The sequence below is a fragment of the Ruminococcus hominis genome (genome assembly GCF_014287355.1).
Classification (GTDB): domain Bacteria; phylum Bacillota; class Clostridia; order Lachnospirales; family Lachnospiraceae; genus Schaedlerella; species Schaedlerella hominis.
This window is the reverse complement of the sequence record NZ_JACOPE010000001.1, coordinates 1,967,045-1,991,526: the sequence shown is the minus strand read 5'-3', so window position 1 is coordinate 1,991,526 and position 24,482 is coordinate 1,967,045. Positions and strand designations below refer to the sequence as shown.

Below are 24,482 nucleotides of genomic sequence, written 5' to 3'. Positions count from 1 at the left end.
CTTTTCCAAATATCGACTCTTGTGTATAATAAAAATAAGACAAACTGGATTACATTTTACAGGTGACTGTGAAGTAGCGATAAAAAAGTAGTAATTAGGAGGAAAGACGATGAATAGTGTTGGTGCAGTGATTGTTGCATCTGGATATGGCGGTCATGGGAAAAAACAAAATCCGATGGAAGAGATAGATGATTTGAATGTCGCGGTACAGATTGTGGTGACATTTCAGCGTGCAGGAATCAAAGATATAGTGGTTGTCTGTAAAGAAGAAAAAGAAAATCTGAAAAAAGAATTGAGAGGGTTCGGTGTTAGTTTTTTAAATGATACGGGTGACAATGAAGGAGAGATGTTTTCCGGTGTGAAAAAGGGACTTTCATATCTGGAGACAAGATGTGAGAGAATATTTGTATGCCCGGTAGAAATTGCATTATTTACAAAGGATACTGTGGAACAATTGATGAAGAATCCGGCTAAACTGGTAATTCCTTCGGTGAATTATCATGCCGGTCATCCAATACTTATATCTGCTTCATTGGTTACGTCAATTCTTGGATACCAAGGAGAAAAAGGATTGCGTGGAGCAATTCAGAGCCTTTCCGTAGAACCTGTCTATGAAGTTGTCGAAGATGAAGGAATTTTAGTACGTGCAGACAGTGTAAAAAACAGTGATGAGATTGTCAGACAATATGGGGAAACTCGTATGAGGGCAACGGTAAAGGTAAGACTTACAAATCGCAAACCTTTCTTTGGACCAGGAATGGTAACACTTCTTAGAGAAATCGAAAGTCTGGGTTCAGTAAGAGAAGCATCAGAAAAAACAGGAATTTCATATAGTAAAGCCTGGTCAATGATCCGAGATGCAGAAAAAGAGTCCGGACAAACACTCGTAGAGAGACAACCCGGAGGAAAGTTTGGTGGAGCTGCCAATGTATCAAAGGCCGGGAAAGAGATGTTGGAGAAATATGAACAATTAGAGCAGGCAGTAGAGAGTTATACAACAAAAAAATATCAGGAAATTTTTCAAAATTAGAATTGACAATCCGTCAGATTCAAGTTAAGATACAAAGAAAGAATAAAGCTTGTAATGTAACATAGCATTTATTCTTTCTTTTTTAAACATGCATGTTATAAATATCCGCTGAAGAATTCTTTGTCAGCGAACATCAGAAAGACCATTTTCGGTCGAAGAATCCAATTTAGTAAAGTAAATAAAGAAGGGAAGTGCGTACATGGGATTTAGTACAGTACTGTCTGCATCTGTATTTGGGCTTAAAGTAGAGCTCGTAAATGTAGAAGCAGATGTAAGTAATGGGCTCCCAATGTTTCATATGGTGGGCTATTTGTCGTCAGAAGTAAAAGAAGCGACAGACAGAGTACGAACGGCAATTCACAATTCAGGAATGGAATTTCCGGCAAAAAAAACAATTATAAACCTTGCTCCGGCAACGATTAAAAAGCGAGGTGCAGCGTTTGACCTGCCGATTGCGGTGGCAATTTTAACAGCATTGGGACAGCTTGAGCAAGCATCAGTAGAAAACATCATGATGCTGGGAGAATTAAGTCTGGATGGAAATGTGAAATCTGTCACAGGTGTTCTTCCGATTGTACTAGAAGCGAAAAAAAGGGGAATCAAAACTTGTGTTTTACCAAAAGCAAATGTCTTAGAAGGTGCATTAGTTGAAGGAATGAAAGTAATCGGAGTGGAAAATCTGGAAGAAACGGTCTTGTTTTTAACAGGGGAAGCGAAAATTAATGCGACGCTATGTTCGTCAAAAGATAGAGGTGAAAATCTTGAACCACCATTAGATTATAGTGATGTTTATGGACAGGCTGCTGTGAAAAGAGCAACGGAAATTGCCGTGGCAGGAAATCATAATTTATTGTTGATCGGACCTCCGGGCAGTGCAAAATCTATGATTGCAAAGAGAATTCCAACAATATTTCCGGAAATGACAAGAGAAGAGAGTATAGAAATTACAAAAATATATAGTGTGTTGGGAATGTTGGAAGAAACAGACCCTCTTATTTGTACAAGACCATTTCGAAGCGTACATCATACAGCAACAAAAACATCCTTGGTTGGAGGCGGAAGAATTCCAAGACCGGGTGAAATCAGTCTGGCACATAGCGGCGTTCTATTTTTAGATGAATTACCGGAGTTTTCAAGAGAGGTACTGGAAGTGCTGAGACAACCATTAGAAGAGCATCAGATTCGGATTGCAAGAGCACAGGGAACATATCAGTTTCCGGCTAATTTTATGCTGGTCGGAGCGTTAAATCCCTGTCCTTGCGGATGCTATCCCGATTTGAACAAATGTCGGTGTACAGAAAGAGAAATACAGCAATATATCGGAAAATTAAGTCAGCCATTTCTTGACCGGATGGATATATGTGTGGAGGCACCGAGAGTGGAATATCAGGTTTTGAAAGAAAAAAGAAGAGAAGAAAAATCTGAAGAGATACGAAAACGTGTTTCAAAAGCAAGAAAAATACAGCAAATACGATACCAATCAACAGGAATTTTAACGAATGCAGAATTGGAAGGGAAACAGCTAGAGAAATATTGCAGACTTGGAAAAAAAGAAGAACAAATGATGCGACAGGCATTTTCAAGGCTCGGTTTAACTGCACGAACATATTATAAAATATTGAAGGTAGGACGTACAATTGCAGATTTAGATGAGTCAGAAAATATTGAGCTGAGACATTTGCAGGAGGCCATAGGATATCGGGCTATGGATAAAAAATATTGGGGGAAATAGAAATGATACAAAATGAAAAAAAATATGAATATTGGCTGGCTTCTATTCAGAATTTGTCAGATAATAAAAAACATAAATTGAGAGAGCATATGAATTCTGCCAAGCGTGCTTATTATATAGAAGAAACAGAATTAAACACACTAAATTTTTTGTCGGAAAAGGAAAAAAATGTGATAAAACAGGCACAAAAGGAGTTGAATCCGGATTATGTGCAAGAAGAGTTGGAGAAAAAAGGAGTTTCTGTTGTTTTACGGTTTGAAGAAAAATATCCACGACAATTGCAGTCGATACCAGACAGACCATATGCGATATTTTATAAAGGAAGTTTGCCAACAACAGAAAAATATAGTGTGGGAATTGTAGGGGCGAGACAGTGTACGCCATATGGAGAAAAATATGCTTTTGAATTTGCACAGCAGCTTGCACAACATCGGGTGCAGATTATCAGCGGTCTTGCGAAAGGAATTGATGGAATTAGTCAGAGAGGAGCATTGATGGGAGGCGGACAAACATTTGCAGTCCTTGGCAATGGTGTGGACATTTGTTATCCAAGAGAAAATATCGGTCTGTATCATGATATTATCGAACAAGGTGGTGGAATTTTATCAGAATTTCCACTTGGAGCGCCACCTTTGGGATTCCAATTTCCAAAACGGAACAGAATTATCAGCGGTCTTTCAAATGTGTTATTGGTTATAGAAGCAAGAGAAAAAAGCGGCTCATTGATTACTGCTGATATGGCACTGGAGCAAGGGCGAGATGTCTATGCATTGCCCGGACCAATCAACAGTGCTTTGAGTTCGGGATGTAACCGGCTTATATGGCAAGGTGCAGGTATATTGTTATCACCGGAACAATTACTGGAAGAACTTGGGATTATAAATGTAGCAGAAAGTGTCGAATTTAAAGAAAAAGAACAAGAAAAGAAAAAAGTGCTTGAAACAAAGGAAAATTTGGTGTATAGTTCAGTTGGTCTTTATCCTAAAAGTGCGAATCAAATTATGGAGGAAACAGGACTACAGGTTTCTATCGTTTTTCAAATTTTGAGTGCATTACAGATACAAGGCTTAATTCGGGAAATATCAAAAAATTATTATATAAAAGTATGAGAAAGCTAGATGAATGGCAGAAATTCTGCCTATAATGGAGGAAAATGTTTTTATGGCACATTATCTTGTTATTGTGGAGTCACCTGCAAAAGTAAAAACAATCAAGAAATTTTTAGGAAGCAATTACACAGTGGCAGCTTCAAATGGACATGTAAGGGATCTCCCAAAGAGTCAGCTCGGTATCGATGTGGAGAATGATTATGAACCGAAATATATTACGATCAGAGGAAAAGGAGATATTCTTGCAAATCTGAGAAAGGAAGCAAAAAAGGCTGATAAAGTGTTTCTTGCAACTGACCCGGACCGTGAGGGAGAAGCTATTTCCTGGCATCTTGCAGCGGCGTTAAAATTGGACGACAAGAAGATGCGTCGTATTACATTTAATGAGATCACAAAAAATGCAGTCAAAGCATCATTAAAAGCTCCAAGAGAGATTGATATGGATCTTGTGGATGCACAGCAGGCACGTCGTGCATTGGACCGTATGGTTGGATACAAGATCAGTCCACTGCTTTGGGCAAAAGTGAAGAGAGGCTTGAGCGCAGGTCGAGTACAGTCTGTTGCACTGCGTATTATTGCAGATCGTGAAGATGAGATTAATGCATTTATTCCGGAAGAATATTGGACATTGGATACAATTTTAAAAGTAAAAGGTGAAAAACGTCCATTGACTGCAAAATTTTATGGAACGGTTGACAAAAAAATAACGATTCATTCAGAGGAAGAGATGAATCAGATTTTGAAAGAGCTGGAGAATGCAGAATATAAAGTGACAGATATAAAGACAGGGGAGCGTTCAAGAAAAGCACCTCTGCCATTTACAACAAGTACATTGCAGCAGGAAGCATCAAAGGTGTTAAATTTTGCAACACAGAAGACAATGCGTATTGCACAGCAGTTGTATGAAGGAATTGATGTCAAAGGGAATGGAACAGTCGGTGTCATTACCTATCTGCGTACAGATTCAACACGAATTTCAGAGGAAGCAGATGCAGCAGCAAGAAGTTATATTTCAGAGACTTATGGCAGTGAGTTTGTAACGGAAGGCAGTACAGAGAAAAAGACAGGTAAGAAGATTCAAGATGCGCATGAAGCAATCCGACCTTCTGATATTACAAGAACACCAGCATCATTGAAAGACTCTTTGACAAGAGATCAGTTTAGATTATATCAGTTGATTTGGAAACGTTTTACTGCAAGTAGAATGAAACCAGCAGTGTTTGAAACAACTTCTGTAAAAATCGGTGCGGCAAAGTATGTATTTACAGTATCTACATCAAGATGTGTGTTTGAAGGATTCCGCACAGTTTATACAGAGGCTGATGAAGAAAAGGAAGTAAGTAATGTTCTTGTGAACGGATTGAGTACAGAATCTGTTCTTACAAAGAAAGAGGATGAAACAAAACAACATTTCACACAGCCACCGGCACATTATACAGAAGCATCTCTTGTAAAGGTATTGGAGGAGCAGGGAATTGGACGACCAAGTACGTATGCACCGACAATTTCAACGATCATTGCAAGACGATATGTTACAAAAGAGGGCAGAAACCTGTATATGACAGAAATCGGAGAGGTTGTAAATAATATCATGAAGCAGTCCTTCCCAAGTATTGTGGATGTGAGCTTTACAGCAAATATGGAAGGGCTTCTGGATATGGTAGAAGAAGGAAAGGTCGCATGGAAAGAAGTAATCCGTAATTTCTATCCGGATTTGGATGAAGCAGTTCAAATTGCAGAAAAGGAACTGGAGAGTGTTAAGATTGAAGATGAAGTTACAGATGTGATATGCGAAGAGTGTGGACGTAATATGGTTGTAAAATATGGACCACATGGAAAGTTCCTCGCATGTCCCGGATTCCCGGAATGTAGAAATACAAAACCATATCTTGAGAAGATTGGAGTTCCGTGTCCTGTTTGCGGCAAGGAAGTTGTAATCAGAAAAACGAAAAAAGGAAGACGTTACTACGGATGTGAGAATAATCCGGAATGTGAATTTATGTCTTGGCAGAAACCATCGAAAAAGAAGTGTCCGAAATGTGGAGGATACATGGTTGAAAAGGGAAATAAGCTGGTTTGTGCCGATGAAAAATGCGGATACGTAGAGACGATTGAAAAAGAGAACGCATAATAAAAAGTTTATCTAAGTCGAGAAGACTCCCACTTCTTTAGGTGGTGAATAATAGCAAACTTGTCTCAGTGGGAGTCCAATCTCCGACTGAGATAAACGCTCCGCGAGGATGCGCAGTGATTCTGATAGGAATATGTCAGCTTCGCTGACCAGAATCACGCGCCAAGTCTCACGGACGTTCGACTTGAATGAAATATTCAAAAGAAATATGAGCACTTTGATTGAAAAGTTAGGAATTGTATGATAATATACCCTTATATGGTGATTTAATATGAGTTGTACATACAATTCGGACATGGAGGAAAATGATGAGTGTACAGTTATTAGATAAAACAAGAAAAATCAATAAATTATTGCATAACAATAATTCGAGCAAGGTTGTATTCAATGATATTTGCGCTGTCATGACAGAAATTCTTGATTCGAATGTACTGGTTGTAAGTAAAAAAGGAAAAGTTTTAGGTACAAGTAAATCAGTCAATGTAAAAGAAATCAAAGAATTATTGGAAGAACGTGTGGGCGCTCATATCGATAAGATGCTGAATGAACGTTTGCTTAGCATTTTATCTACAAAAGAGAACGTCAATCTTGAGACTCTTGGATTTTCAGGGGATGTTGTGAAAGGCTATCAGGCAATTATCACACCAATCGACATTGCAGGAGAGCGTCTTGGAACGTTATTTATCTACAAGCAAAATGAAGGATATGAGATTGACGACATTATTTTGAGTGAGTACGGAACAGCGGTAGTCGGACTTGAGATGCTTCGTTCAGTTAATGAGGAAAGCGCAGAAGAGACAAGAAAAGAGCATATTGTTCAGTCTGCGATCAGTACATTATCTTTCTCAGAGCTTGAGGCAATTGTTCACATTTTTGATGAATTGAATGGAACAGAAGGAATCCTTGTGGCAAGTAAGATTGCAGATCGCGTCGGAATCACAAGATCAGTAATCGTAAATGCATTGCGCAAATTTGAAAGTGCAGGAGTTATTGAATCGCGTTCTTCAGGAATGAAAGGTACTTATATCAAAGTGTTGAATGATTATGTATTCACAGAATTAGAGAAGATTAAAAAAGAAAGAATGTAATTTGAAAGTTCAACCAGAAAGGGTATCAGTATTCTGATGCCCTTTCGTTTTCAGAAAAAAGATCCATTCATAATTTTTAAAGGTGTAGAATAATATAAAGGAGGACCGAAAATGTACGAAGGAAATGCAGTTGCGCTGCAAATGATAAAAACAATTTCGGCGGATGGAGTATTTGATGATGCAACACATCGTTGTCAGGTGTTCCGCTACGATATGGAAGAAGATTATATTTATTTGAAATTGAGAGAGAACGATCTTAAAGCAATTTCACTTGATGCAAAATATCAGTGTTATATTTCAACCAGAACAGAACTGCTATCCTGCAGTGGAGTAGTAAAAGAACGTTATCAGTCAGAAAACGGTAATATACTGGTATTTCGGATTGAAAACGGGTTTTATGTTTTAGACAGAAAGAACAAATAAATATAGATAAAAAATTTATAAACTCTGTTGACAAATAGTTAGCAGAGTGTTATTTTATATTCATGGGTTAGCACTCGAGAGAAATGAGTGCTAATAAATAGCTTTTTAAGGAGGAATTACAATGAAATTAGTACCATTAGGTGATAAAATTGTATTGAAGCAGTTAGAAGCAGAGGAAACAACAAAGTCTGGTATTGTATTACCTGGACAGGCAAAAGAAAAACCACAGGAAGCAGAAGTAATTGCAGTCGGACCTGGCGGTAATATAGATGGAAAAGAAGTAACAATGCAGGTGAAAGTCGGAGATAAAGTTATTTACTCTAAATATGCAGGAACAGACGTAGAGCTGGAAGGCGAGAAATATATCGTTGTAAAACAGAGCGATATCTTAGCAATCGTTGAGGCATAATATAGAAGAATAAAAAGGCGGAGAACAGTATCCGCTTTTTAAAATGAGAAGCAGAATTTGCAAGATAGAATTGGAGGAGTTATATCATGGCAAAAGAAATTAAATATGGTGCAGAAGCCAGAGCGGCATTAGAAGCAGGTGTGAACAAACTTGCTGATACAGTAAGAGTAACAATCGGACCAAAAGGAAGAAACGTAGTATTGGATAAATCTTTTGGAGCACCACTGATTACGAATGATGGTGTTACAATTGCAAAAGAAATTGAACTTGAAGATGGATTTGAGAACATGGGAGCACAGCTTATCAGAGAAGTTGCTGCGAGAACAAATGATGTGGCAGGAGATGGTACAACAACAGCAACAGTTCTCGCACAGGCAATGGTTAATGCAGGAATGAAGAACCTGGCAGCAGGTGCTAACCCAATCGTACTTCGTAAAGGTATGAAAAAAGCAACAGACAAAGCTGTAGAAGCAATTGCAGATATGAGCAGCAAAGTAACAAGCAAAGAGCAGATTGCAAGAGTTGCAGCGGTATCTTCAGGAGATGAGTCTGTCGGACAGATGGTAGCAGATGCAATGGAAAAAGTTTCTAACGATGGAGTTATTACAATCGAAGAATCTAAAACAATGCAGACAGAGCTTGACCTTGTGGAAGGTATGCAGTTCGACCGTGGCTATATTTCAGCTTACATGGCAACAGATATGGAGAAGATGGAAGCAGTTCTGGATGATCCATATATTTTAATTACAGACAAGAAGATTTCTAATATTCAGGATATCCTTCCTGTTTTGGAACAGATTGTTCAGTCAGGAGCAAGACTTTTGATCATTGCTGAAGATATCGAAGGAGAAGCACTTACAACATTGATCGTAAATAAATTGCGTGGAACATTTAATGTAGTAGCTGTAAAAGCACCGGGATATGGTGACAGAAGAAAAGAAATGCTTCAGGATATCGCTATTTTGACAGGTGGTCAGGTGATTTCAGAAGAACTCGGTATGGATCTTAAAGAGGCTACAATGGATCAGCTTGGACGTGCAAAATCTGTAAAAGTTCAGAAAGAGAATACAGTTATCGTAGATGGCTGTGGAGATAAAGAAGCTATCAGCGGAAGAGTTGAACAGATTAAGAAAGCAATCGATGAGACAACATCAGATTTCGATCGCGAAAAATTACAGGAAAGACTTGCAAAACTGGCAGGTGGAGTAGCTGTAATCCGTGTTGGTGCTGCAACAGAGACAGAGATGAAAGAAGCAAAGCTTCGTATGGAAGATGCTTTGAATGCGACAAGAGCAGCTGTTGAAGAGGGAATTATCGCAGGAGGTGGTTCTGCATACATCCACGCTTCAAAAGAAGTTGCAAAACTTGCCGATGAATTGGAAGGCGATGAGAAAACAGGTGCTCAGATTATTCTGAAAGCACTGGAAGCACCATTGTTCCACATTGCACATAATGCAGGACTGGAAGGATCTGTTATAATTAATAAAGTTAGAGAATCAGAGCCAGGAGTTGGATTTGATGCATATAAAGAAGAGTATGTAGATATGGTAAAAGAAGGAATTCTGGATCCGGCTAAAGTTACAAGAAGTGCATTACAGAATGCAACAAGTGTAGCATCTACATTATTAACAACAGAGTCTGTTGTTTCAACAATTAAAGAAGATACTCCTGCAATGCCAGCTGGTGGAGCAGGCGGAATGGGTATGATGTAATAAACATTCTATTGAAAATAGAGAAGAGCCCGGTACAACGTACCGGGCTCTTTTTCGGCATATCAGGAAGTGATTTTGACAGGTTTAATAGATAGGGTTATAAAAGAATATTAGCAAAAATAATGGGTATAAAATAAAGAACAAATAATTCAAATTTTGGTGCGAGATTACTCTTGACAAGTATACTTAATTTTTGTAGTATATCAGATAAATATTTACGACAATATTTACGTTTGGAGAAAGAGAGGAAGATAATCATGGGTAAAATTATTGGAGAAGGAATTACATTTGATGATGTGCTGCTGGTTCCGGCATACTCGGAAGTGATTCCAAATCAAGTAGATTTATCAACACATTTAACAAAAAAAATTAAACTGAATATTCCAATGATGAGTGCAGGTATGGATACTGTTACAGAACATCGCATGGCAATTGCAATGGCTCGTCAGGGAGGAATCGGTATCATTCATAAGAACATGAGCATTGAGCAGCAGGCAGAAGAGGTTGATAAGGTAAAGAGATCAGAGAACGGAGTTATTACAGATCCATTTTATCTTTCACCGGAACATACATTGGCAGATGCGAATGATCTGATGGCAAAATACCGTATTTCAGGTGTTCCAATTACAGAAGGAAGAAAGCTTGTAGGTATTATTACAAATCGTGATTTAAAATTCGAAGAAGACTTCTCTAAAAAGATTAAAGAGTCTATGACATCAGAAGGTCTTGTTACAGCACCAGAAGGAATTACATTGGAGGAAGCAAAGAAAATCCTTGCAAAAGCAAGAAAAGAGAAACTTCCAATTGTAGATGCAGAGGGCAATCTGAAAGGACTTGTTACAATTAAAGATATTGAAAAACAGATTAAATACCCATTATCAGCAAAAGATTCTCAGGGAAGACTTCTTTGCGGTGCTGCAATCGGTATCACAGCAAATTGCCTGGAGAGAGTAGAGGCTCTTGTGAAAGCAAAAGTAGATGTGGTCGTTATGGATTCAGCACACGGACATTCTGCAAACGTAATCAAGACAGTTCGTATGGTTAAAGAAAAATATCCAGATCTTCAGGTTATCGCAGGTAATGTTGCAACAGGAGCAGCAACAAGAGCATTAATCGAAGCTGGTGTAGATGCTGTTAAAGTTGGTATCGGACCTGGATCTATTTGTACAACACGTGTTGTTGCGGGAATCGGTGTTCCACAGATTACTGCTGTTATGGATTGTTACGAAGTGGCAAAAGAATACGGAGTTCCGATTATTGCTGACGGAGGTATCAAGTTCTCAGGAGATATGACAAAAGCAATTGCAGCCGGAGCAAATGTATGTATGATGGGAAGCATCTTTGCCGGATGTGATGAAAGCCCAGGAACATTTGAATTATATCAGGGAAGAAAATATAAAGTATATCGTGGCATGGGTTCTATTTCTGCTATGGAGAATGGAAGCAAAGACCGTTATTTCCAGGAGAATGCAAAGAAATTAGTTCCAGAAGGTGTAGAAGGCCGTGTGGCATATAAAGGATTAGTAGAAGATACTGTATTCCAGCTCATGGGCGGACTTCGTTCTGGTATGGGATATTGCGGAACTGCTACAATTGAAGAACTGAAAGAAAATGGACAGTTTGTGAAGATTTCAGCTGCTTCATTAAAAGAAAGTCATCCACATGATATTCATATTACAAAAGAAGCACCAAACTATAGTGTAGAACAGTAGCATAAAAAGTTTAAATATTGGTCAGTATGAAATGTTTTTAAAATCATACTGACCTTTTTCATTTGTAGGAAAAACTCATAAAATGTGTTATGATAAGTACATGCAGAAGAAAAAAAGAAAATCAAATCATTCAATTAAAAAATATTATAGAAAATCTAGAAGAAACCGAACGAAAAAACTGGTGATCATCGGGGTGATTTTACTTATAGTGATTCTTGGAATAGGAATCATGCAAAGAAGATATGGGAGGGAACGACAGGGTCATTTGGATGTGGATGCATCTCAACCAGATATTGATGTACAGCTTTTAGATATTAATGAATATTCCAGACCGGGGATTGAGTCAGATCCAATCACCGGAATTGTAATTCATTATACAGCAAACCCCGGGAGCACGGCACAGCAGAATCGGGATTATTTCAATGGATTAAAAGATAGTCATGAAACATCCGTCAGCAGTCATTTTGTAGTGGGGCTTGAGGGAGAAATTGTACAATGTGTGCCGACTTGGGAGATTGCATATGCCTCAAATGAGAGAAATCATGATACGGTATCAATAGAATGCTGTCATCCGGATGAAACCGGGAAATTTAATGACGAGACATATAAATCAGTAGTACAGTTGACTGCTTTTTTATGTGAAAAATATGGACTTACACAGGAAAATGTGATCCGACATTATGACGTTACAGGAAAAATATGTCCGAAATATTTTGTAGAACATGAAGATGCGTGGCAGACATTTAAAGAAGATGTGGGAGCGGCATTACAAAAAGAAAAGCAAAAATAACGATAGAACAAGCTGTTCGTGTTGCAAGGTGGTTAGAAACTTGCTATAATACACAAAGCATAGCGTACAAAATAAGTGGAGATAGATAAAGATGTTTAATAAATTTTTCCCGGACGAATATATGGCTTCAACATATGTGATTTCATTTGAAAAATTATATAAAGAAGGATATCGAGGAGTAATTTTTGATATTGACAATACATTAGTCCCACATGGGGCACCGGCTGATGAAAGAGCAAAAAAATTATTTGCAAGGCTTGAGAAGATAGGCTTTCAGTCATGTCTGTTGTCAAACAATCAAGAACCGAGAGTGAAGATGTTTAATCAGGATATTCAGACAAATTATATTTATAACGCACATAAACCATCAACAAAAAATTATGTAAAAGCAATGGAGAAGATGGGGACAGACAAAGAAAATACGCTCTTTGTCGGAGATCAGCTTTTTACAGATGTGTGGGGAGCGAAACGTGCCGGTATCCGTAATATTCTTGTAAAACCAATCCATCCAAAAGAGGAAATCCAGATTGTTTTGAAGCGATATTTAGAGAGAATTGTGTTGTTTTTTTACAAGAAAGAGCAAAAGAAGAGCTCTTAATATAAAAAAAGGTTGAAAAAAATATAAAATTATTATAGAATTATATTTAGTTTAGAAGTTAGGCGTATTTGTGCGCAATTTTAAGGAGGATTACAAATGATTTCAGCAGGAGATTTTAAGAATGGTGTAACAGTCGAAATCGATGGAAATATTTATCAGATTTTGGAGTTCCAGCATGTAAAACCTGGAAAAGGTGCAGCATTTGTTAGAACAAAATTAAAAAATATCATCAGTGGTGGAGTAGTTGAAAAAACTTTCAGACCAACTGAAAAATTCCCAAAAGCTCATATCGACAGAAAAGATATGCAGTACTTATATCAGGATGGAGATCTTTACAACTTTATGGATGTTGAGACATACGATCAGATTGCATTGAACTCAGATGTTGTAGGGGATGCATTGAAGTTTGTAAAAGAGAACGAGACTGTAAAAGTATGTTCACACAATGGTAATGTATTCTCAGTAGAGCCACCATTGTTTGTAGAGCTTGCAATTACAGAGACAGAGCCAGGATTTAAGGGTGATACAGCACAGGGTGCTACAAAACCAGCAATCGTTGAAACAGGAGCTACTGTTATGGTTCCATTGTTCGTAGAGCAGGGAGATGTTTTGAAGATTGACACACGTACAGGAGAATACTTGTCACGAGTATAATCGGTAAAAGAATAAAGTGGGCAGACAGAGGGTCTGCTTTTATGAGAAGCGGTGTAGATAGAGATTCTGCAGCGCTTCTTTTTTGATGTACGTGCGGTAAAAACTAAGTGACTTTCGGATTATATGAACAGCTTTGAGGTTTTTGCGAAAATGATTGCAAAAAAATTGTGTCTTTTTGGAAAAAAACAGTTGCTTTTTAGTATGTGATTCGATATAATCTTCCTACATAATATATTTCAAATCAATTAGCATATCGCTAATATTTCATGCACGAGTCGTGCGGATTTCTCAGTTGAATTTAAAGATGAACCACCGAAAAAGAAAGGAGTATTTATGGAATACAAAAAATTTGTATGTATGGTGGAAGAAAAACTGAATTTAAAATTGGAAGGAGGAATGAAGGCATCGAAGTATTCTGTTGTAAAAAATAATGGAATGGAAAAAACAGGGATGATACTGGAAAGTGACGAATATAATATCGCACCGGCAATCTATTTGGAAGAATTTTTTGAACAATATCAAAAAGGAATGTCAATTGATAGAATTGTAAATGAGATTCTGGAATTTTATGAAAAAGTAAAAGTAGAAGAAGACTACGATGTATCACAATTATCGGTGTATGAGAATGTAAAGAAGAAAATTGCATTTAAGCTGGTGAATACAGAAAAGAATCAGCAGATGTTAAAAGAAGTTCCGCATATTCCATTGCTGGATCTGAGTATTGTTTTTTACATTTTAGTTGATGTAGATGAGAAGGGGAGTGCAACTATTCAGATTCGAAATGAACATATCGAAGACTGGGATGTAAATGTGGAACAATTATATAAGGATGCAAAGCTTAATGTAAAACGTTTGATTCCTGCAAGACTGATGTATATGCAACATGTGATAGAAAAGCTTTGTGACATATCAAAGACGGAAGAAAAAGATTTGTTGAAAGCAAAATTCCCGCCTGAGAATAAAGAATTTATGTATATTCTGACAAATTCAATTCACCAATTTGGAGCTGCAGTACTTGCTTATCCAAATATTCTGGAAATGGCATCGCGAATTATCGGTGAAGATTTCTATCTGCTGCCAAGCAGTATCCATGAAGTGATTTTGATTCCAAAATCGAAAAGCCCTGATTTAAAAGATTTAAATGAAATGATTAATGAAGTCAATGAAACTCAGGTTCAAGAAGAGGAAGTTTTGAGTGATCATGCATACTATTATGAAAAGAACACACATACATTGATGATGGGAAAGTGTTTGAGTGAAATATAAATATTTTCATTAAAATTGTTTACAGAAAGTGAGTTAAATGGATTAAAGCCAAGGAGGATACTGCGTTACCGTTCACAGTACCTGTGAACAGCAACGATACTGCCTGTCTTCCGGACAGGCAGTATCCAAATCCTCTTTACTTTTAGAAAAAAGTATGTTAAAGTAATGCTTGTGTTCTTGGAATAATCTAAGAATAAGAATTTGCGTTTGTAGCTCAGGGGATAGAGCGCTGCCCTCCGGAGGCAGGAGCGGCGGTTCGAATCCGCCCAGACGCGAGTAAAAAGATGCCGTATAATTTTACGGCATCTTTTTTTTGCTTTAAATTTCTCGAATCAAATCAAGCAGATTCGGATTAAAAGTATTGTTTCTTAACATTTCAATTTCGTATTTGTATGGCGGATAAGATTTTTTCGCATTTTCTAAATCTGGAACATATGGAGTTTCTAAGATTTTAGGGATATTTTCAAAATCTTTATGATGCACAATATAATTCAGCGCATCAAAACCAATCTCTCCAAAACCAATATTAGCGTGACGATCCTTTGCAGCTCCAGGTATATTTTTGCTGTCGTTGATGTGAAAAACAGCAATCTGTTCCTTCCCCAATATTTGATCAAATTTATCGATGACATCATCAAAGTGATGGATAATATCATAACCGGCATCGCTAATATGGCAGGTATCAAAACAAACGCGAAGTTTTTCATTACATATAACACCGTCATAGATACGAGCAAGTTCTTCGAAAGAACGTCCTATCTCAGAGCCTTTTCCGGCCATTGTTTCCAGTGCAATATAGCAGTCAGTGTCGTGTGTGAGTACTTCATTTAAGCCTTTTATAATCTGGGCAGTTCCGATATCAACACCTTCACCAACATGAGAACCGGGATGCAGAATCAAGGTGTGACTTCGGCAGGCAATGGTGCGTTCAATTTCTTTCGTAAGAAATTCTGTTGCAAGTTCAAAAGTTTCTGGCTTGACGGCATTCCCCAGATTGATAATATAAGGTGCATGAACAATGATTTCTTCTATATTGTGGGACGCCATGTACTCCCATGCTGCGTCAATATTTAACTCACTTATATCTTTTCTGCGAGTGTTTTGTGGGGCTCCTGTATAGAACATAAATGTATTGGCGCCGTAGGAAACAGCTTCTTTTGCTGAGCCAAGCAACATTTCTTTTCCTTTCATTCCTACGTGTGATCCGATTTTTAGCATAATTTCCTCCAAAATGATTTGATAAATTTCTTGATAGAACTCATTATAAATGATAGAATAGCTAAATGGAAGTAGTATAAAATGGAACGGAGTGAAAATATAGTGAATACCTTATCTGAATTAATTACAAAAGAAATGGAACAGGCATTTACAGCAGCGGGATATGATGCGAAGTTTGCAAAAGTAACAGTATCAAATCGTCCGGATCTGTGTGAGTATCAGTGCAACGGAGCAATGGCAGCTGCTAAGACATATAAGAAAGCACCAATTATGATTGCGAATGATATCGTTGCAAATTTACAGGACAGTGAATGTTTTGCTCAGGTAGATGCAGTGAATCCTGGATTCATCAACCTGAAATTAAAATCATCTTTCGTGACAGCATTTTTAAATGAGATGGCAGGAGATGACACACTTGGTGTGGAAAAAGAAGCTAATCCGAAGACAATCTTAATTGATTACGGCGGACCAAACGTAGCAAAACCATTGCACGTAGGACATTTGCGTTCAGCAATCATCGGAGAGAGTGTAAAACGTATTATGCGTTTTAAAGGAAATGATGTAACAGGCGATATTCATCTTGGAGATTGGGGATACCAGATGGGTCTGATCATTACAGAGTTGGAGAAACGTCAGCCGGATCTTCCATATTTCGATGAGAGCTTTGAGGGAGAATATCCAAAAGAGGCACCATTTACCATCGGAGAGCTGGAGGAAATTTATCCAACTGCAAGCGGTTATGCAAAAGAACACGAAGAGTATCGTGAGAAGGCATTACAGGCTACTTATCTGCTTCAGAACGGACACAAAGGATATCGTGCGATCTGGAAGCATATCATGAACGTATCAGTTACAGATTTGAAAAAGAATTATAAGAATCTGAATGTTGAATTTGACCTTTGGAAAGGTGAGGCAGACGCACAGAAATATATTCCGGGTATGGTAGAGATGCTCAAAGAAAAAGGGTTTGCACATGTAGATGAAGGTGCATTGGTCGTTGATGTTCAGGAAGAAGGAGATAAAAAAGAAATTCCACCATGTATGATCTTAAAATCAGACGGAGCAGCTCTTTATGATACAACAGATCTCGCAACATTGGTAGAGCGTGAAGAATTATACAAACCGGATGAAGTGATTTATGTCGTAGATAAGCGTCAGGAATTACATTTTGTTCAGGTATTCCGTTGTGCTAAAAAATGTGGTATTGTGCGTCCGGAAACGGGGCTGAAATTCCTTGGATTCGGTACAATGAATGGAAAAGACGGAAAACCATTTAAGACAAGAGAAGGCGGAGTTATGCGTCTGGAGAATCTGATCCGTGAGATTGATGAAGAGATGTATAAGAAGATTATGGATAATCGTACTGTTGAGGAAGAAGAGGCAAGAAATACAGCAAAAACAGTAGGACTTGCTGCAATCAAGTATGGCGATCTCTCAAATCAGGCCTCTAAAGACTATGTGTTTGATGTGGATAGATTTACTTCATTTGAGGGAAATACTGGTCCGTACATTTTGTATACGATTGTACGTATTAAATCAATTCTTGGTAAATATCAGCAGGATGGCGGTATCATTGAAGATTTGAAACTTCAGGAAGCAACAAATGAGTCTGAAAAAGCTTTGATGCTTGAGATTGCAAAATTCAATGAAATGATTAACAATGTTTATGCAGAAATCGCACCACATAAAATTTGTGCATATATTTATGATGTGGCAAACGCATTTAATAAATTTTATCATGAGACAAAGATTTTGGCAGAAGAAGATGCTCAGAAGAAAGCCGGCTATATCGCATTGTTAAAGCTTACAAAAGATGTGCTGGAGACATGTATTGATTTATTAGGCTTTGAAGCACCGGAAAGAATGTAAACAATAAGAAGAAAATGTTTGTATAAACGAATTCTATAAACAACAAATAACAGCCCTTTCCTATATATGGGAAGGGCTGTTGTGAAATGGAGAAAAGAATGACGGAAAAATTATTTTACAAAGACAGTCATATGCAGATGTTTCAGGCAATTGTACAAGAGTGTTGCAAGGATGGAGAAAATTATAAAATCCGTTTGGATCGCACGGCATTTTTCCCGGAAGGCGGAGGACAATATGCTGACCATGGAACTTTGAATGAATATGAAGTGCATGATGTTCAGGAAAAGCAAGGCGATGTGTGGCATTATACTTCGCATCCGTTTGAAGCGGGAGATGTTGTGGAAGGAAAAATTGACTGGCAGGAACGTTTTGAAAAGATGCAGCAACATACAGGAGAACATATTATATCCGGGCTTGTGCATGCAAGATTTGGATATAACAATGTAGGATTTCATTTGGGAGATGATTCCTGTACGATGGATTTTGATGGGGAAATTTCAAAAGAGGAACTGGCGGAAATTGAGTGGAAAGCGAATGAAGCAGTTGTAAAAAATCTGGAAGTACAGGTTACATATCCATCAAAAGAAGAATTAGAAAATATTGCTTATCGAAGTAAAATTGAAATTGAAGGTCAGATTAGGATTGTGACGATACCAGGATATGATGTATGTGCATGTTGTGCACCACATGTAAAAACAACAGGAGAGATCGGACAGATTAAACTGACAAATGCACAGCGTTATAAAGGCGGCGTGAGAATTACGATGCTCTGTGGTTTTCGGGCACTTTGCGATTATAGGAAAAAATTATCAGCAACAAGGCAGATATCTGCAAGTCTCTGTGCAAAAGAGAATGAAACGGCCGAGGCAGTGGAACGTTTAAAAGAAGAAAATAACGCATTAAAACAAGAGTTGGACAGACAGAAAAAAATGTTGTTGGAGTACAAAGTGAAAGAAGTAGATCCGACTCAGAAGATAGTCTGTTTATTCGAAGAAGGTCTGGATGGGGAAGGACCACGATTTTTAATGAATCAGGTATTAGAAAAACAACATGATATTTGTGCTGTGTTTAACAGACAGCCGGAAACATCAGAAGAAGGAATGTTGTCATATCGCTATGTGATTGGAAGCAAAACATTGGATATGAGATTATTGGTAAAAGAACTGAATTCGCAGTTTCGAGGAAGAGGCGGCGGAAAACCAGAGATGGTGCAAGGTTCACTATTTGGAGATGAAGAGAGCTTGAGAGGGTGGATACAAGAGAAAGGAGAGGCTTTGAGAAATGAATAATAAGCCGATAAAAAATCCGTTTTGGTACGTATTTGGCCCACTGTTTGTTTACTGGATTGTAGGAATCTGTGTTAGTATCGGGACAGCGTGTGTACTGGTAATAGGAAATGTAGATGAATTTGCGAAGGTGATAAGTGGAATTGATACAGGGAGTGCAGATGCTATGACAATGGCAATGCAACAGTGTTCATTACTTGCCATGAAGTTAGAATTAAAATATGCACTTGAGATACAGTGTGTAAAAGCAATCTGTTCCATTTTTGCCTGCTCTGTTTTCTATTTTAAAGATCGTAAACGAGAAAAAGAAGAAAATGCACAGATGCCAGAGAAAGCAACCTGGTCTAAATATATATTTTTGTTAGTGTTTGCAGTTGCATATAATATTGGCGTGAGTTGTTTATCTTATATGGTGCAATTAGTGTCAGGAAATAGTAGTTTTCAAAATACGTCGGCAATATTTTATAATTCGAAATTTTGGCTTCAGATTGTCGGATTGAGTATTCTGGTGCCAATTATGGAGGAATTGTTATTCCGTGGGATTATTTATAAAAGAATGCGGACAAAAACTCCATTTTTGAGGGCGGCAATGTTTTCCGCCATTTTGTTCTCGTTTATGCACAGCAATGCAATACAGATGGTAAATGCACTTGTGTTGGGATTGGTTTTAGCGTATGTTTATGATAAATATGGTTCATTTAAAGCACCGGTGTTTACACATATGATTGCCAATTTGACGGCAGTAATAGGAACGAACACGGGAATCTTTAATGGTTTTGCAAAAAGCCCGGAGATACTTGGCGTTACCGTTGTTATATGTACATTTGTGGCAGCAGTGATGTTCACAATGATCCAGAGAATGGATACAGGTCTTAAACCGGAACAACCGTCTGATAAATCAGATGATTCCCAGAAACCGAATCTGGATATGTTCCGTTAATATAGTGTGAATTAATTGAATATAGAAAATGTTAGCACTCGTTTGAATTGAGTGCTAAAAAGTTGTTGACTTTTGGTCATTCTCGTATTAGAATACTCTTTAGATGGTAAAAATGATACTGCTTACAGAAGAATTGCAGATGGTATCATCCAATTAACTTCAGATTAACAGTAAAATGATTTATAAAAGAGGAGTGTTTACTATGACAATGAAGAAAGGTAGTTTATCAATTGACAGCGAAAATATTTTCCCGATTATAAAGAAATGGGTATATTCAGATCACGATATCTTTGTGCGTGAGCTTGTGTCGAACGGATGCGATGCAATCACAAAATTGAAAAAGCTTGATATGATGGGAGAATATGAACTTCCAGATAATTATAAAGCAAAAATTCAAGTGATTGTAAATCCAGAAGAGAAAACATTAAAATTTATTGACAATGGTCTTGGTATGACAGCTGAGGAAGTTGAAAAATATATTACACAGATTGCATTTTCTGGTGCTACACAATTCCTTGAGAAATATAAGGATAAAACAACAGAAGATGAGATGATCGGACATTTTGGTCTGGGATTCTATTCAGCATTCATGGTTGCAGATGAGGTACATATCGATACACTTTCTTATCAGAATGATGCAACTGCTGTACACTGGGTAAGCGAAGGCGGTACAGAGTACGAGATGCAGGATGGAAATAAGCAGGAAGTCGGAACAGAGATCACACTGTTTTTGAATGAAGATTGTCTTGAATTTGCGAATGAATATCGTGTAAGAGAAGTGTTGGAGAAATACTGTTCATTTATGCCGGTAGAAATTTTTTTAAGCAAAGCGAATGCAGAACCGGAGTACGAGACAATCGATGAGGCGGATGTTCTGGACACAGATGAAGTAGTTGAGCATATCACAGAAGAGCCGAAAGAAGGGGAAGAGGGCGAAGCAAAACAGAAAGCAAAAATTGTAAAACGTCCTGTTTCAATCAGTGATATTCACCCATTGTGGACAAAGAATCCAAGCGAATGTACAAAAGAAGATTACATTGATTTCTATAGAAAAGTATTTATGGATTACAAAGAACCATTATTCTGGATTCATTTGAATATGGATTATCCATTTAACTTAAAAGGAATTTTGTATTTCCCTAAGATTAATACAGAGTATGACTCAATTGAAGGAAAGATCAAATTGTATAACAATCAGGTCTTTATCGCAGACAATATTAAAGAAGTGATTCCTGAATTCTTAATGGTATTGAAGGGTGTGATTGATTGTCCTGATTTACCATTGAACGTATCGCGTAGTGCACTGCAGAATGACGGATTTGTAAATAAAGTCGCAGATTACATTTCTAAGAAGGTTGCAGATAAGCTGAACGGAATGTTCAAGACTGACAGAGAAAATTATGAGAAATACTGGGATGATATCAGCCCATTCATCAAGTTTGGATGCTTAAAAGATGAAAAATTCGGTAGTAAAGTAAAAGATTCCATTCTTTACAAAGACTTGGAACACAAATATCTGACTTTGGAAGATTGCATTAAGGCAAATAAAAAAGAAGATGCTGAAACTGAAGAGACAAAGACTGAGACAACAGAAGGAACTGACGCAGCAGAGAATTCTGAACAGGCTGAAAAAGAAAAAACTACTGTTTATTATGTAACAGACGAACAACAGCAGAGCCAGTATATCAACATGTTTAAAGAACAGGGACAGGATGCGATTCTGCTGACACATAATATTGATTCTGCATTCATTACTTATCTGGAGCAGAAACATGAAGATGTGAAATTTATGAGAATTGATGCCGATGTACATGAGTCTTTGAAAGATGAAGTATCTGAAGATGAGAAAGAAGAATTCCAGAAGACATCGGACAGTATCGTAGAGATTTTCCGTAAAGAGCTTGGAAATGATAAGCTGGATGTTAAAGTAGAAAAACTCAAAGATGATAATGTGGCATCGATGGCTGTACTGTCAGAAGAATCCAGACGTATGGCAGAGATGATGAAGATGTATGGAATGAGTGGCATGGATCCAAGTATGTTTGGAACACAGGCAACACTGATTTTAAATGCAAATCATCCATTGGTTAAATTTGTTGTAGAGCATAAGAGAAGCAAAAATGTATCAATTATTTGTAAACAGCTCTATGACCTGGCAATGCTGGCTCATAAGCCATTAAATCCGGAAGAGATGACAGCATTTGTACAGAGAAGCAATGAGATTATGATGCTTTTGACAAAATAAAATGAAGTGACAGGGACATCCTGTATATAGAAGAGAGCAATTTCTGTTAAGAATATTCTTGGTGGAGGTTGCTCTCTTTTTATATATCAGATGTGAGATGACTCCCACCTCTGTAGGTGGCGAGTAACAAATCAGTATCAGTGGTGGGAGTCAATCCCTCATCTGATATAGCCTCCGGCAGGATTGCATGACATACTTCTTCTGCGCATCTCGCAGCAAGAATGCAGAGGCATTCTTGAATAGGAAGAGTTTTCTTATTAACAAACCTAGTTGACAAACAATATTATATGACATATAATATTGGAAAAGAAATAATATTACAAATAGAATAATATGATACATAAATGAGGTGATGGAATGGTATTTAACACAGGTGCTGCCTTATTGGACGCGATTGTTCTTGCTGTTGTGTCAAGAGAAACTGAGGGTACTTATGGTTATAAGATTACACAGGATGTACGTAAAGCAATTGATGTATCGGAATCTACTTTATATCCGGTGCTCAGGAGACTGCAGAAAGATGAATGTCTGGAAGTATACGATAAGAGTTATGACGGAAGAAACCGACGTTATTATAAAGTAACGGAAAAGGGAATGGCACAGCTTAATTTATATAAAATTGAATGGAAGAACTATTCTAGCAAGATACAGGATATATTTGAAGGGGGTGTGGGAGTATGAACCGCAAACAATTTATGGAAGAATTAAGCCAACTGCTCATAGGAATATCAGAAGAAGAAAGAGTAGAAGCACTGCAATATTATGAAGATTATTTTGATGATGCAGGAGCTGAGAATGAGCAGCAGGTAATAGAGGAACTAGGTACTCCGCAGAAGGTTGCCTCAACTATATGTCTGAATCTGGAACCAGGAAGTGAACAGAATGGTGAATTTACAGAATCTGGATTTCAGGATGAACGATTTGAGGAAAAAGCAACACCTGCCGCAAGAAGCCCGCGGACAAAAGAAGGGGACACCTATTCATATAATGAAGCTTTTGGAGAGCAGGATTATCATAGTTCTTATAATAACATGGGACAAGGGCAGAAACCATGGACGAGCAAGACATTAAAAATCATCTTGATCATTGCAATTATCCTGGTTGGTGCACCGGTTGTGGTTCCGGTTGGAATAGGAATTGTAGCTGCTGTATTGGGACTTGTGATAGCGGCATTTGCAGTCTTTGCAGGTCTGGTGGTCGCATCAGTGGGGATTGGAATAGCCGGAATCGCAGTAGCTGTACTTGGAATCGTGGCAGCAGTTGGATTCCCATCGGCGATGATAATGGTTGGTGTCGGATTGATTATGTTGGCACTTGGTCTGGTGGCAACGGTTGCAACTGTAAGATTGTGTATGGTTATGTATCCAGCAATATTTCGAATTTTTGTTAATATTTGCAGATGGCCATTTTATCGAGGAAAGGCGGTGGGTAATGTATGAAAAAGCAATGGAAGATATTCTGGGCGATTTGTGGCAGCCTTGCTGCAATCGGAGTGATTTGTTGTATTGTCGGTGTGATATTAGGCGGTTCATTTTTTAGAAGTATTGTAAAAGATAGGGATTTTGATTATATAACCTTTGAAGCGGAAAATGACTTGGAAATAAAAGGAGAAGAACAGCAGACATTTTATGGAATAAAAGAGCTGGACGTAGATGTATCGCAGGTGAATGTACAGCTCGAAGAGTATGATGGCAGATATTTGACAGTAGAAACGGTTGATATTCCGGACAATGTTTTAAATGAAATCTCTTATACGACAGACGAGTCTTCATTAGAGATAGAATTGGGAGATTCAAAAAGAATTAAGAAATTATTGTCAGATAATACAAAGGCAACGATAAGAATAAAAGTTCCATCTCGTTCATTACAAGAAGCAGATATTTCGGTGGGAGCTGGAAGCTTATATATCAGTCAGATACAAGTTGAAGAATTAAAGGTAGAAGTAGGAGCCGGTCAGGCAAAGATAGAACAATTTGTTTCAAATTGTGCAGAATTTCAGTGTGGAGCAGGAGAAATGCAGATTGCAGGCGAAGCAGAATCAACAGAAGTTGAATGTGGAGTCGGAAGTATCATTTATCAGGCAAAAGGAAGAGAGGACGAATATAAGTACCAAGTGGAAAGCTCTCTGGGAGAAGTTACTGTAGGAGGCAGGTCATGTGGTGGGATTGGTTCAGGTACAGAGATTTCTCGTGATGGAGCAAAAAAAGAATTATATATAGAATGTGGAATCGGTCAGGTTCAGGTGAAATTTCAAAAGTAGCAAGTGATTT

At 37.8% G+C, this 24,482-nt stretch carries 21 protein-coding genes and 1 tRNA gene; 21 read left to right on the top strand and 1 reads right to left on the bottom strand.

All coding sequences use genetic code 11. From position 1 onward, the window contains the following. The first annotated feature begins 109 nt into the window (after positions 1-109). From H8S40_RS08795 to H8S40_RS08730, 14 genes are all read left to right on the top strand, one after another. Positions 110-1,030, top strand: coding sequence for an NTP transferase domain-containing protein (locus H8S40_RS08795; RefSeq protein WP_118737404.1), 921 nt, complete (start codon positions 110-112; stop codon positions 1,028-1,030). A gap of 199 nt (positions 1,031-1,229) precedes the next feature. Beyond that, entirely contained in the window at positions 1,230-2,762 is a 1,533-nt protein-coding gene (locus H8S40_RS08790; RefSeq protein WP_186865070.1) for a YifB family Mg chelatase-like AAA ATPase, read from the top strand. A gap of 2 nt (positions 2,763-2,764) precedes the next feature. Next, entirely contained in the window at positions 2,765-3,871 is a 1,107-nt protein-coding gene (gene dprA / locus H8S40_RS08785) for a DNA-processing protein DprA (protein WP_118737406.1), read from the top strand. Between the two features lie 52 nt (positions 3,872-3,923). Continuing rightward, positions 3,924-6,002, top strand: a complete 2,079-nt coding sequence (gene topA, locus H8S40_RS08780; protein ID WP_118724455.1) for a type I DNA topoisomerase — start codon at positions 3,924-3,926, stop codon at positions 6,000-6,002. Positions 6,003-6,310: 308 nt separating this feature from the next. Next, on the top strand, positions 6,311-7,090 hold the full coding sequence (codY, locus tag H8S40_RS08775; RefSeq protein WP_022076043.1) for a GTP-sensing pleiotropic transcriptional regulator CodY: 780 nt from the start codon (positions 6,311-6,313) through the stop codon (positions 7,088-7,090). A 111-nt stretch (positions 7,091-7,201) separates the two neighbouring features. Further along, on the top strand, positions 7,202-7,513 hold the full coding sequence (locus H8S40_RS08770; RefSeq protein ID WP_022076042.1) for a hypothetical protein: 312 nt from the start codon (positions 7,202-7,204) through the stop codon (positions 7,511-7,513). A 121-nt stretch (positions 7,514-7,634) separates the two neighbouring features. After that, on the top strand, positions 7,635-7,922 hold the full coding sequence (locus tag H8S40_RS08765; RefSeq protein WP_022076041.1) for a co-chaperone GroES: 288 nt from the start codon (positions 7,635-7,637) through the stop codon (positions 7,920-7,922). A gap of 86 nt (positions 7,923-8,008) precedes the next feature. Next, entirely contained in the window at positions 8,009-9,634 is a 1,626-nt protein-coding gene (gene groL, locus H8S40_RS08760) for a chaperonin GroEL (RefSeq protein ID WP_186865069.1), read from the top strand. A 257-nt stretch (positions 9,635-9,891) separates the two neighbouring features. Then, on the top strand, positions 9,892-11,346 hold the full coding sequence (guaB, locus tag H8S40_RS08755; protein WP_022076039.1) for an IMP dehydrogenase: 1,455 nt from the start codon (positions 9,892-9,894) through the stop codon (positions 11,344-11,346). Between the two features lie 82 nt (positions 11,347-11,428). After that, positions 11,429-12,136, top strand: a complete 708-nt coding sequence (locus H8S40_RS08750) for a peptidoglycan recognition protein family protein (RefSeq protein ID WP_243238220.1) — start codon at positions 11,429-11,431, stop codon at positions 12,134-12,136. 91 nt (positions 12,137-12,227) lie between these two features. Further along, positions 12,228-12,734, top strand: coding sequence for a YqeG family HAD IIIA-type phosphatase (locus tag H8S40_RS08745; protein ID WP_022076037.1), 507 nt, complete (start codon positions 12,228-12,230; stop codon positions 12,732-12,734). A 96-nt stretch (positions 12,735-12,830) separates the two neighbouring features. Then, the gene (gene efp, locus H8S40_RS08740) at positions 12,831-13,388 is read left to right on the top strand and encodes an elongation factor P (protein ID WP_117989383.1); all 558 of its coding nucleotides are present in this window, start codon (positions 12,831-12,833) and stop codon (positions 13,386-13,388) included. Between the two features lie 333 nt (positions 13,389-13,721). Next, on the top strand, positions 13,722-14,654 hold the full coding sequence (locus tag H8S40_RS08735; protein WP_186865068.1) for a DUF5688 family protein: 933 nt from the start codon (positions 13,722-13,724) through the stop codon (positions 14,652-14,654). A gap of 203 nt (positions 14,655-14,857) precedes the next feature. Beyond that, positions 14,858-14,929, top strand: a tRNA-Arg gene (locus tag H8S40_RS08730). Between the two features lie 43 nt (positions 14,930-14,972). On the opposite strand, the gene H8S40_RS08725 is transcribed toward H8S40_RS08730, so the two are convergent. Then, positions 14,973-15,872: a deoxyribonuclease IV gene (locus H8S40_RS08725; RefSeq protein ID WP_186865067.1), complete on the bottom strand. Its 900-nt coding sequence runs from the start codon at positions 15,870-15,872 to the stop codon at positions 14,973-14,975. 102 nt (positions 15,873-15,974) lie between these two features. Here H8S40_RS08725 and argS point away from each other — a divergent pair, with 102 nt between their 5' ends. From argS to H8S40_RS08690, 7 genes are all read left to right on the top strand, one after another. Beyond that, positions 15,975-17,741, top strand: coding sequence for an arginine--tRNA ligase (gene argS, locus H8S40_RS08720; protein WP_022075878.1), 1,767 nt, complete (start codon positions 15,975-15,977; stop codon positions 17,739-17,741). Between the two features lie 98 nt (positions 17,742-17,839). Further along, positions 17,840-19,030 carry an alanyl-tRNA editing protein gene (locus H8S40_RS08715; RefSeq protein WP_117989446.1) on the top strand — a complete coding sequence of 397 codons (1,191 nt, stop codon included), beginning with the start codon at positions 17,840-17,842 and terminating at the stop codon, positions 19,028-19,030. After that, entirely contained in the window at positions 19,023-19,967 is a 945-nt protein-coding gene (locus tag H8S40_RS08710) for a CPBP family intramembrane glutamic endopeptidase (RefSeq protein ID WP_186865066.1), read from the top strand. The genes H8S40_RS08715 and H8S40_RS08710 overlap by 8 nt, the downstream gene beginning before the upstream one ends. A 202-nt stretch (positions 19,968-20,169) precedes the next feature. Next, positions 20,170-22,212, top strand: a complete 2,043-nt coding sequence (htpG, locus tag H8S40_RS08705; protein WP_118737411.1) for a molecular chaperone HtpG — start codon at positions 20,170-20,172, stop codon at positions 22,210-22,212. Between the two features lie 357 nt (positions 22,213-22,569). Beyond that, positions 22,570-22,893 carry a PadR family transcriptional regulator gene (locus tag H8S40_RS08700; RefSeq protein ID WP_118737412.1) on the top strand — a complete coding sequence of 108 codons (324 nt, stop codon included), beginning with the start codon at positions 22,570-22,572 and terminating at the stop codon, positions 22,891-22,893. Beyond that, positions 22,890-23,651: a DUF1700 domain-containing protein gene (locus H8S40_RS08695; protein WP_186865065.1), complete on the top strand. Its 762-nt coding sequence runs from the start codon at positions 22,890-22,892 to the stop codon at positions 23,649-23,651. Before H8S40_RS08700 ends, H8S40_RS08695 begins: the two co-directional genes overlap by 4 nt. Continuing rightward, positions 23,648-24,472 carry a DUF4097 family beta strand repeat-containing protein gene (locus H8S40_RS08690; RefSeq protein ID WP_186865064.1) on the top strand — a complete coding sequence of 275 codons (825 nt, stop codon included), beginning with the start codon at positions 23,648-23,650 and terminating at the stop codon, positions 24,470-24,472. Before H8S40_RS08695 ends, H8S40_RS08690 begins: the two co-directional genes overlap by 4 nt. Positions 24,473-24,482 lie beyond the last annotated feature (10 nt).

Bases quoted from the DNA above. Each gene is read 5' to 3' on its own strand.
- H8S40_RS08795 (WP_118737404.1), top strand. From the start codon at position 110: ATGAATAGTGTTGGTGCAGTGATTGTTGCATCTGGATATGGCGGTCAT.
- H8S40_RS08790 (WP_186865070.1), top strand. From the start codon at position 1,230: ATGGGATTTAGTACAGTACTGTCTGCATCTGTATTTGGGCTTAAAGTA.
- dprA (WP_118737406.1), top strand. From the start codon at position 2,765: ATGATACAAAATGAAAAAAAATATGAATATTGGCTGGCTTCTATTCAG.
- topA (WP_118724455.1), top strand. From the start codon at position 3,924: ATGGCACATTATCTTGTTATTGTGGAGTCACCTGCAAAAGTAAAAACA.
- codY (WP_022076043.1), top strand. From the start codon at position 6,311: ATGAGTGTACAGTTATTAGATAAAACAAGAAAAATCAATAAATTATTG.
- H8S40_RS08770 (WP_022076042.1), top strand. From the start codon at position 7,202: ATGTACGAAGGAAATGCAGTTGCGCTGCAAATGATAAAAACAATTTCG.
- H8S40_RS08765 (WP_022076041.1), top strand. From the start codon at position 7,635: ATGAAATTAGTACCATTAGGTGATAAAATTGTATTGAAGCAGTTAGAA.
- groL (WP_186865069.1), top strand. From the start codon at position 8,009: ATGGCAAAAGAAATTAAATATGGTGCAGAAGCCAGAGCGGCATTAGAA.
- guaB (WP_022076039.1), top strand. From the start codon at position 9,892: ATGGGTAAAATTATTGGAGAAGGAATTACATTTGATGATGTGCTGCTG.
- H8S40_RS08750 (WP_243238220.1), top strand. From the start codon at position 11,429: ATGTGTTATGATAAGTACATGCAGAAGAAAAAAAGAAAATCAAATCAT.
- H8S40_RS08745 (WP_022076037.1), top strand. From the start codon at position 12,228: ATGTTTAATAAATTTTTCCCGGACGAATATATGGCTTCAACATATGTG.
- efp (WP_117989383.1), top strand. From the start codon at position 12,831: ATGATTTCAGCAGGAGATTTTAAGAATGGTGTAACAGTCGAAATCGAT.
- H8S40_RS08735 (WP_186865068.1), top strand. From the start codon at position 13,722: ATGGAATACAAAAAATTTGTATGTATGGTGGAAGAAAAACTGAATTTA.
- H8S40_RS08725 (WP_186865067.1), bottom strand. From the start codon at position 15,872: ATGCTAAAAATCGGATCACACGTAGGAATGAAAGGAAAAGAAATGTTG.
- H8S40_RS08715 (WP_117989446.1), top strand. From the start codon at position 17,840: ATGACGGAAAAATTATTTTACAAAGACAGTCATATGCAGATGTTTCAG.
- H8S40_RS08710 (WP_186865066.1), top strand. From the start codon at position 19,023: ATGAATAATAAGCCGATAAAAAATCCGTTTTGGTACGTATTTGGCCCA.
- htpG (WP_118737411.1), top strand. From the start codon at position 20,170: ATGACAATGAAGAAAGGTAGTTTATCAATTGACAGCGAAAATATTTTC.
- H8S40_RS08700 (WP_118737412.1), top strand. From the start codon at position 22,570: ATGGTATTTAACACAGGTGCTGCCTTATTGGACGCGATTGTTCTTGCT.
- H8S40_RS08695 (WP_186865065.1), top strand. From the start codon at position 22,890: ATGAACCGCAAACAATTTATGGAAGAATTAAGCCAACTGCTCATAGGA.
- H8S40_RS08690 (WP_186865064.1), top strand. From the start codon at position 23,648: ATGAAAAAGCAATGGAAGATATTCTGGGCGATTTGTGGCAGCCTTGCT.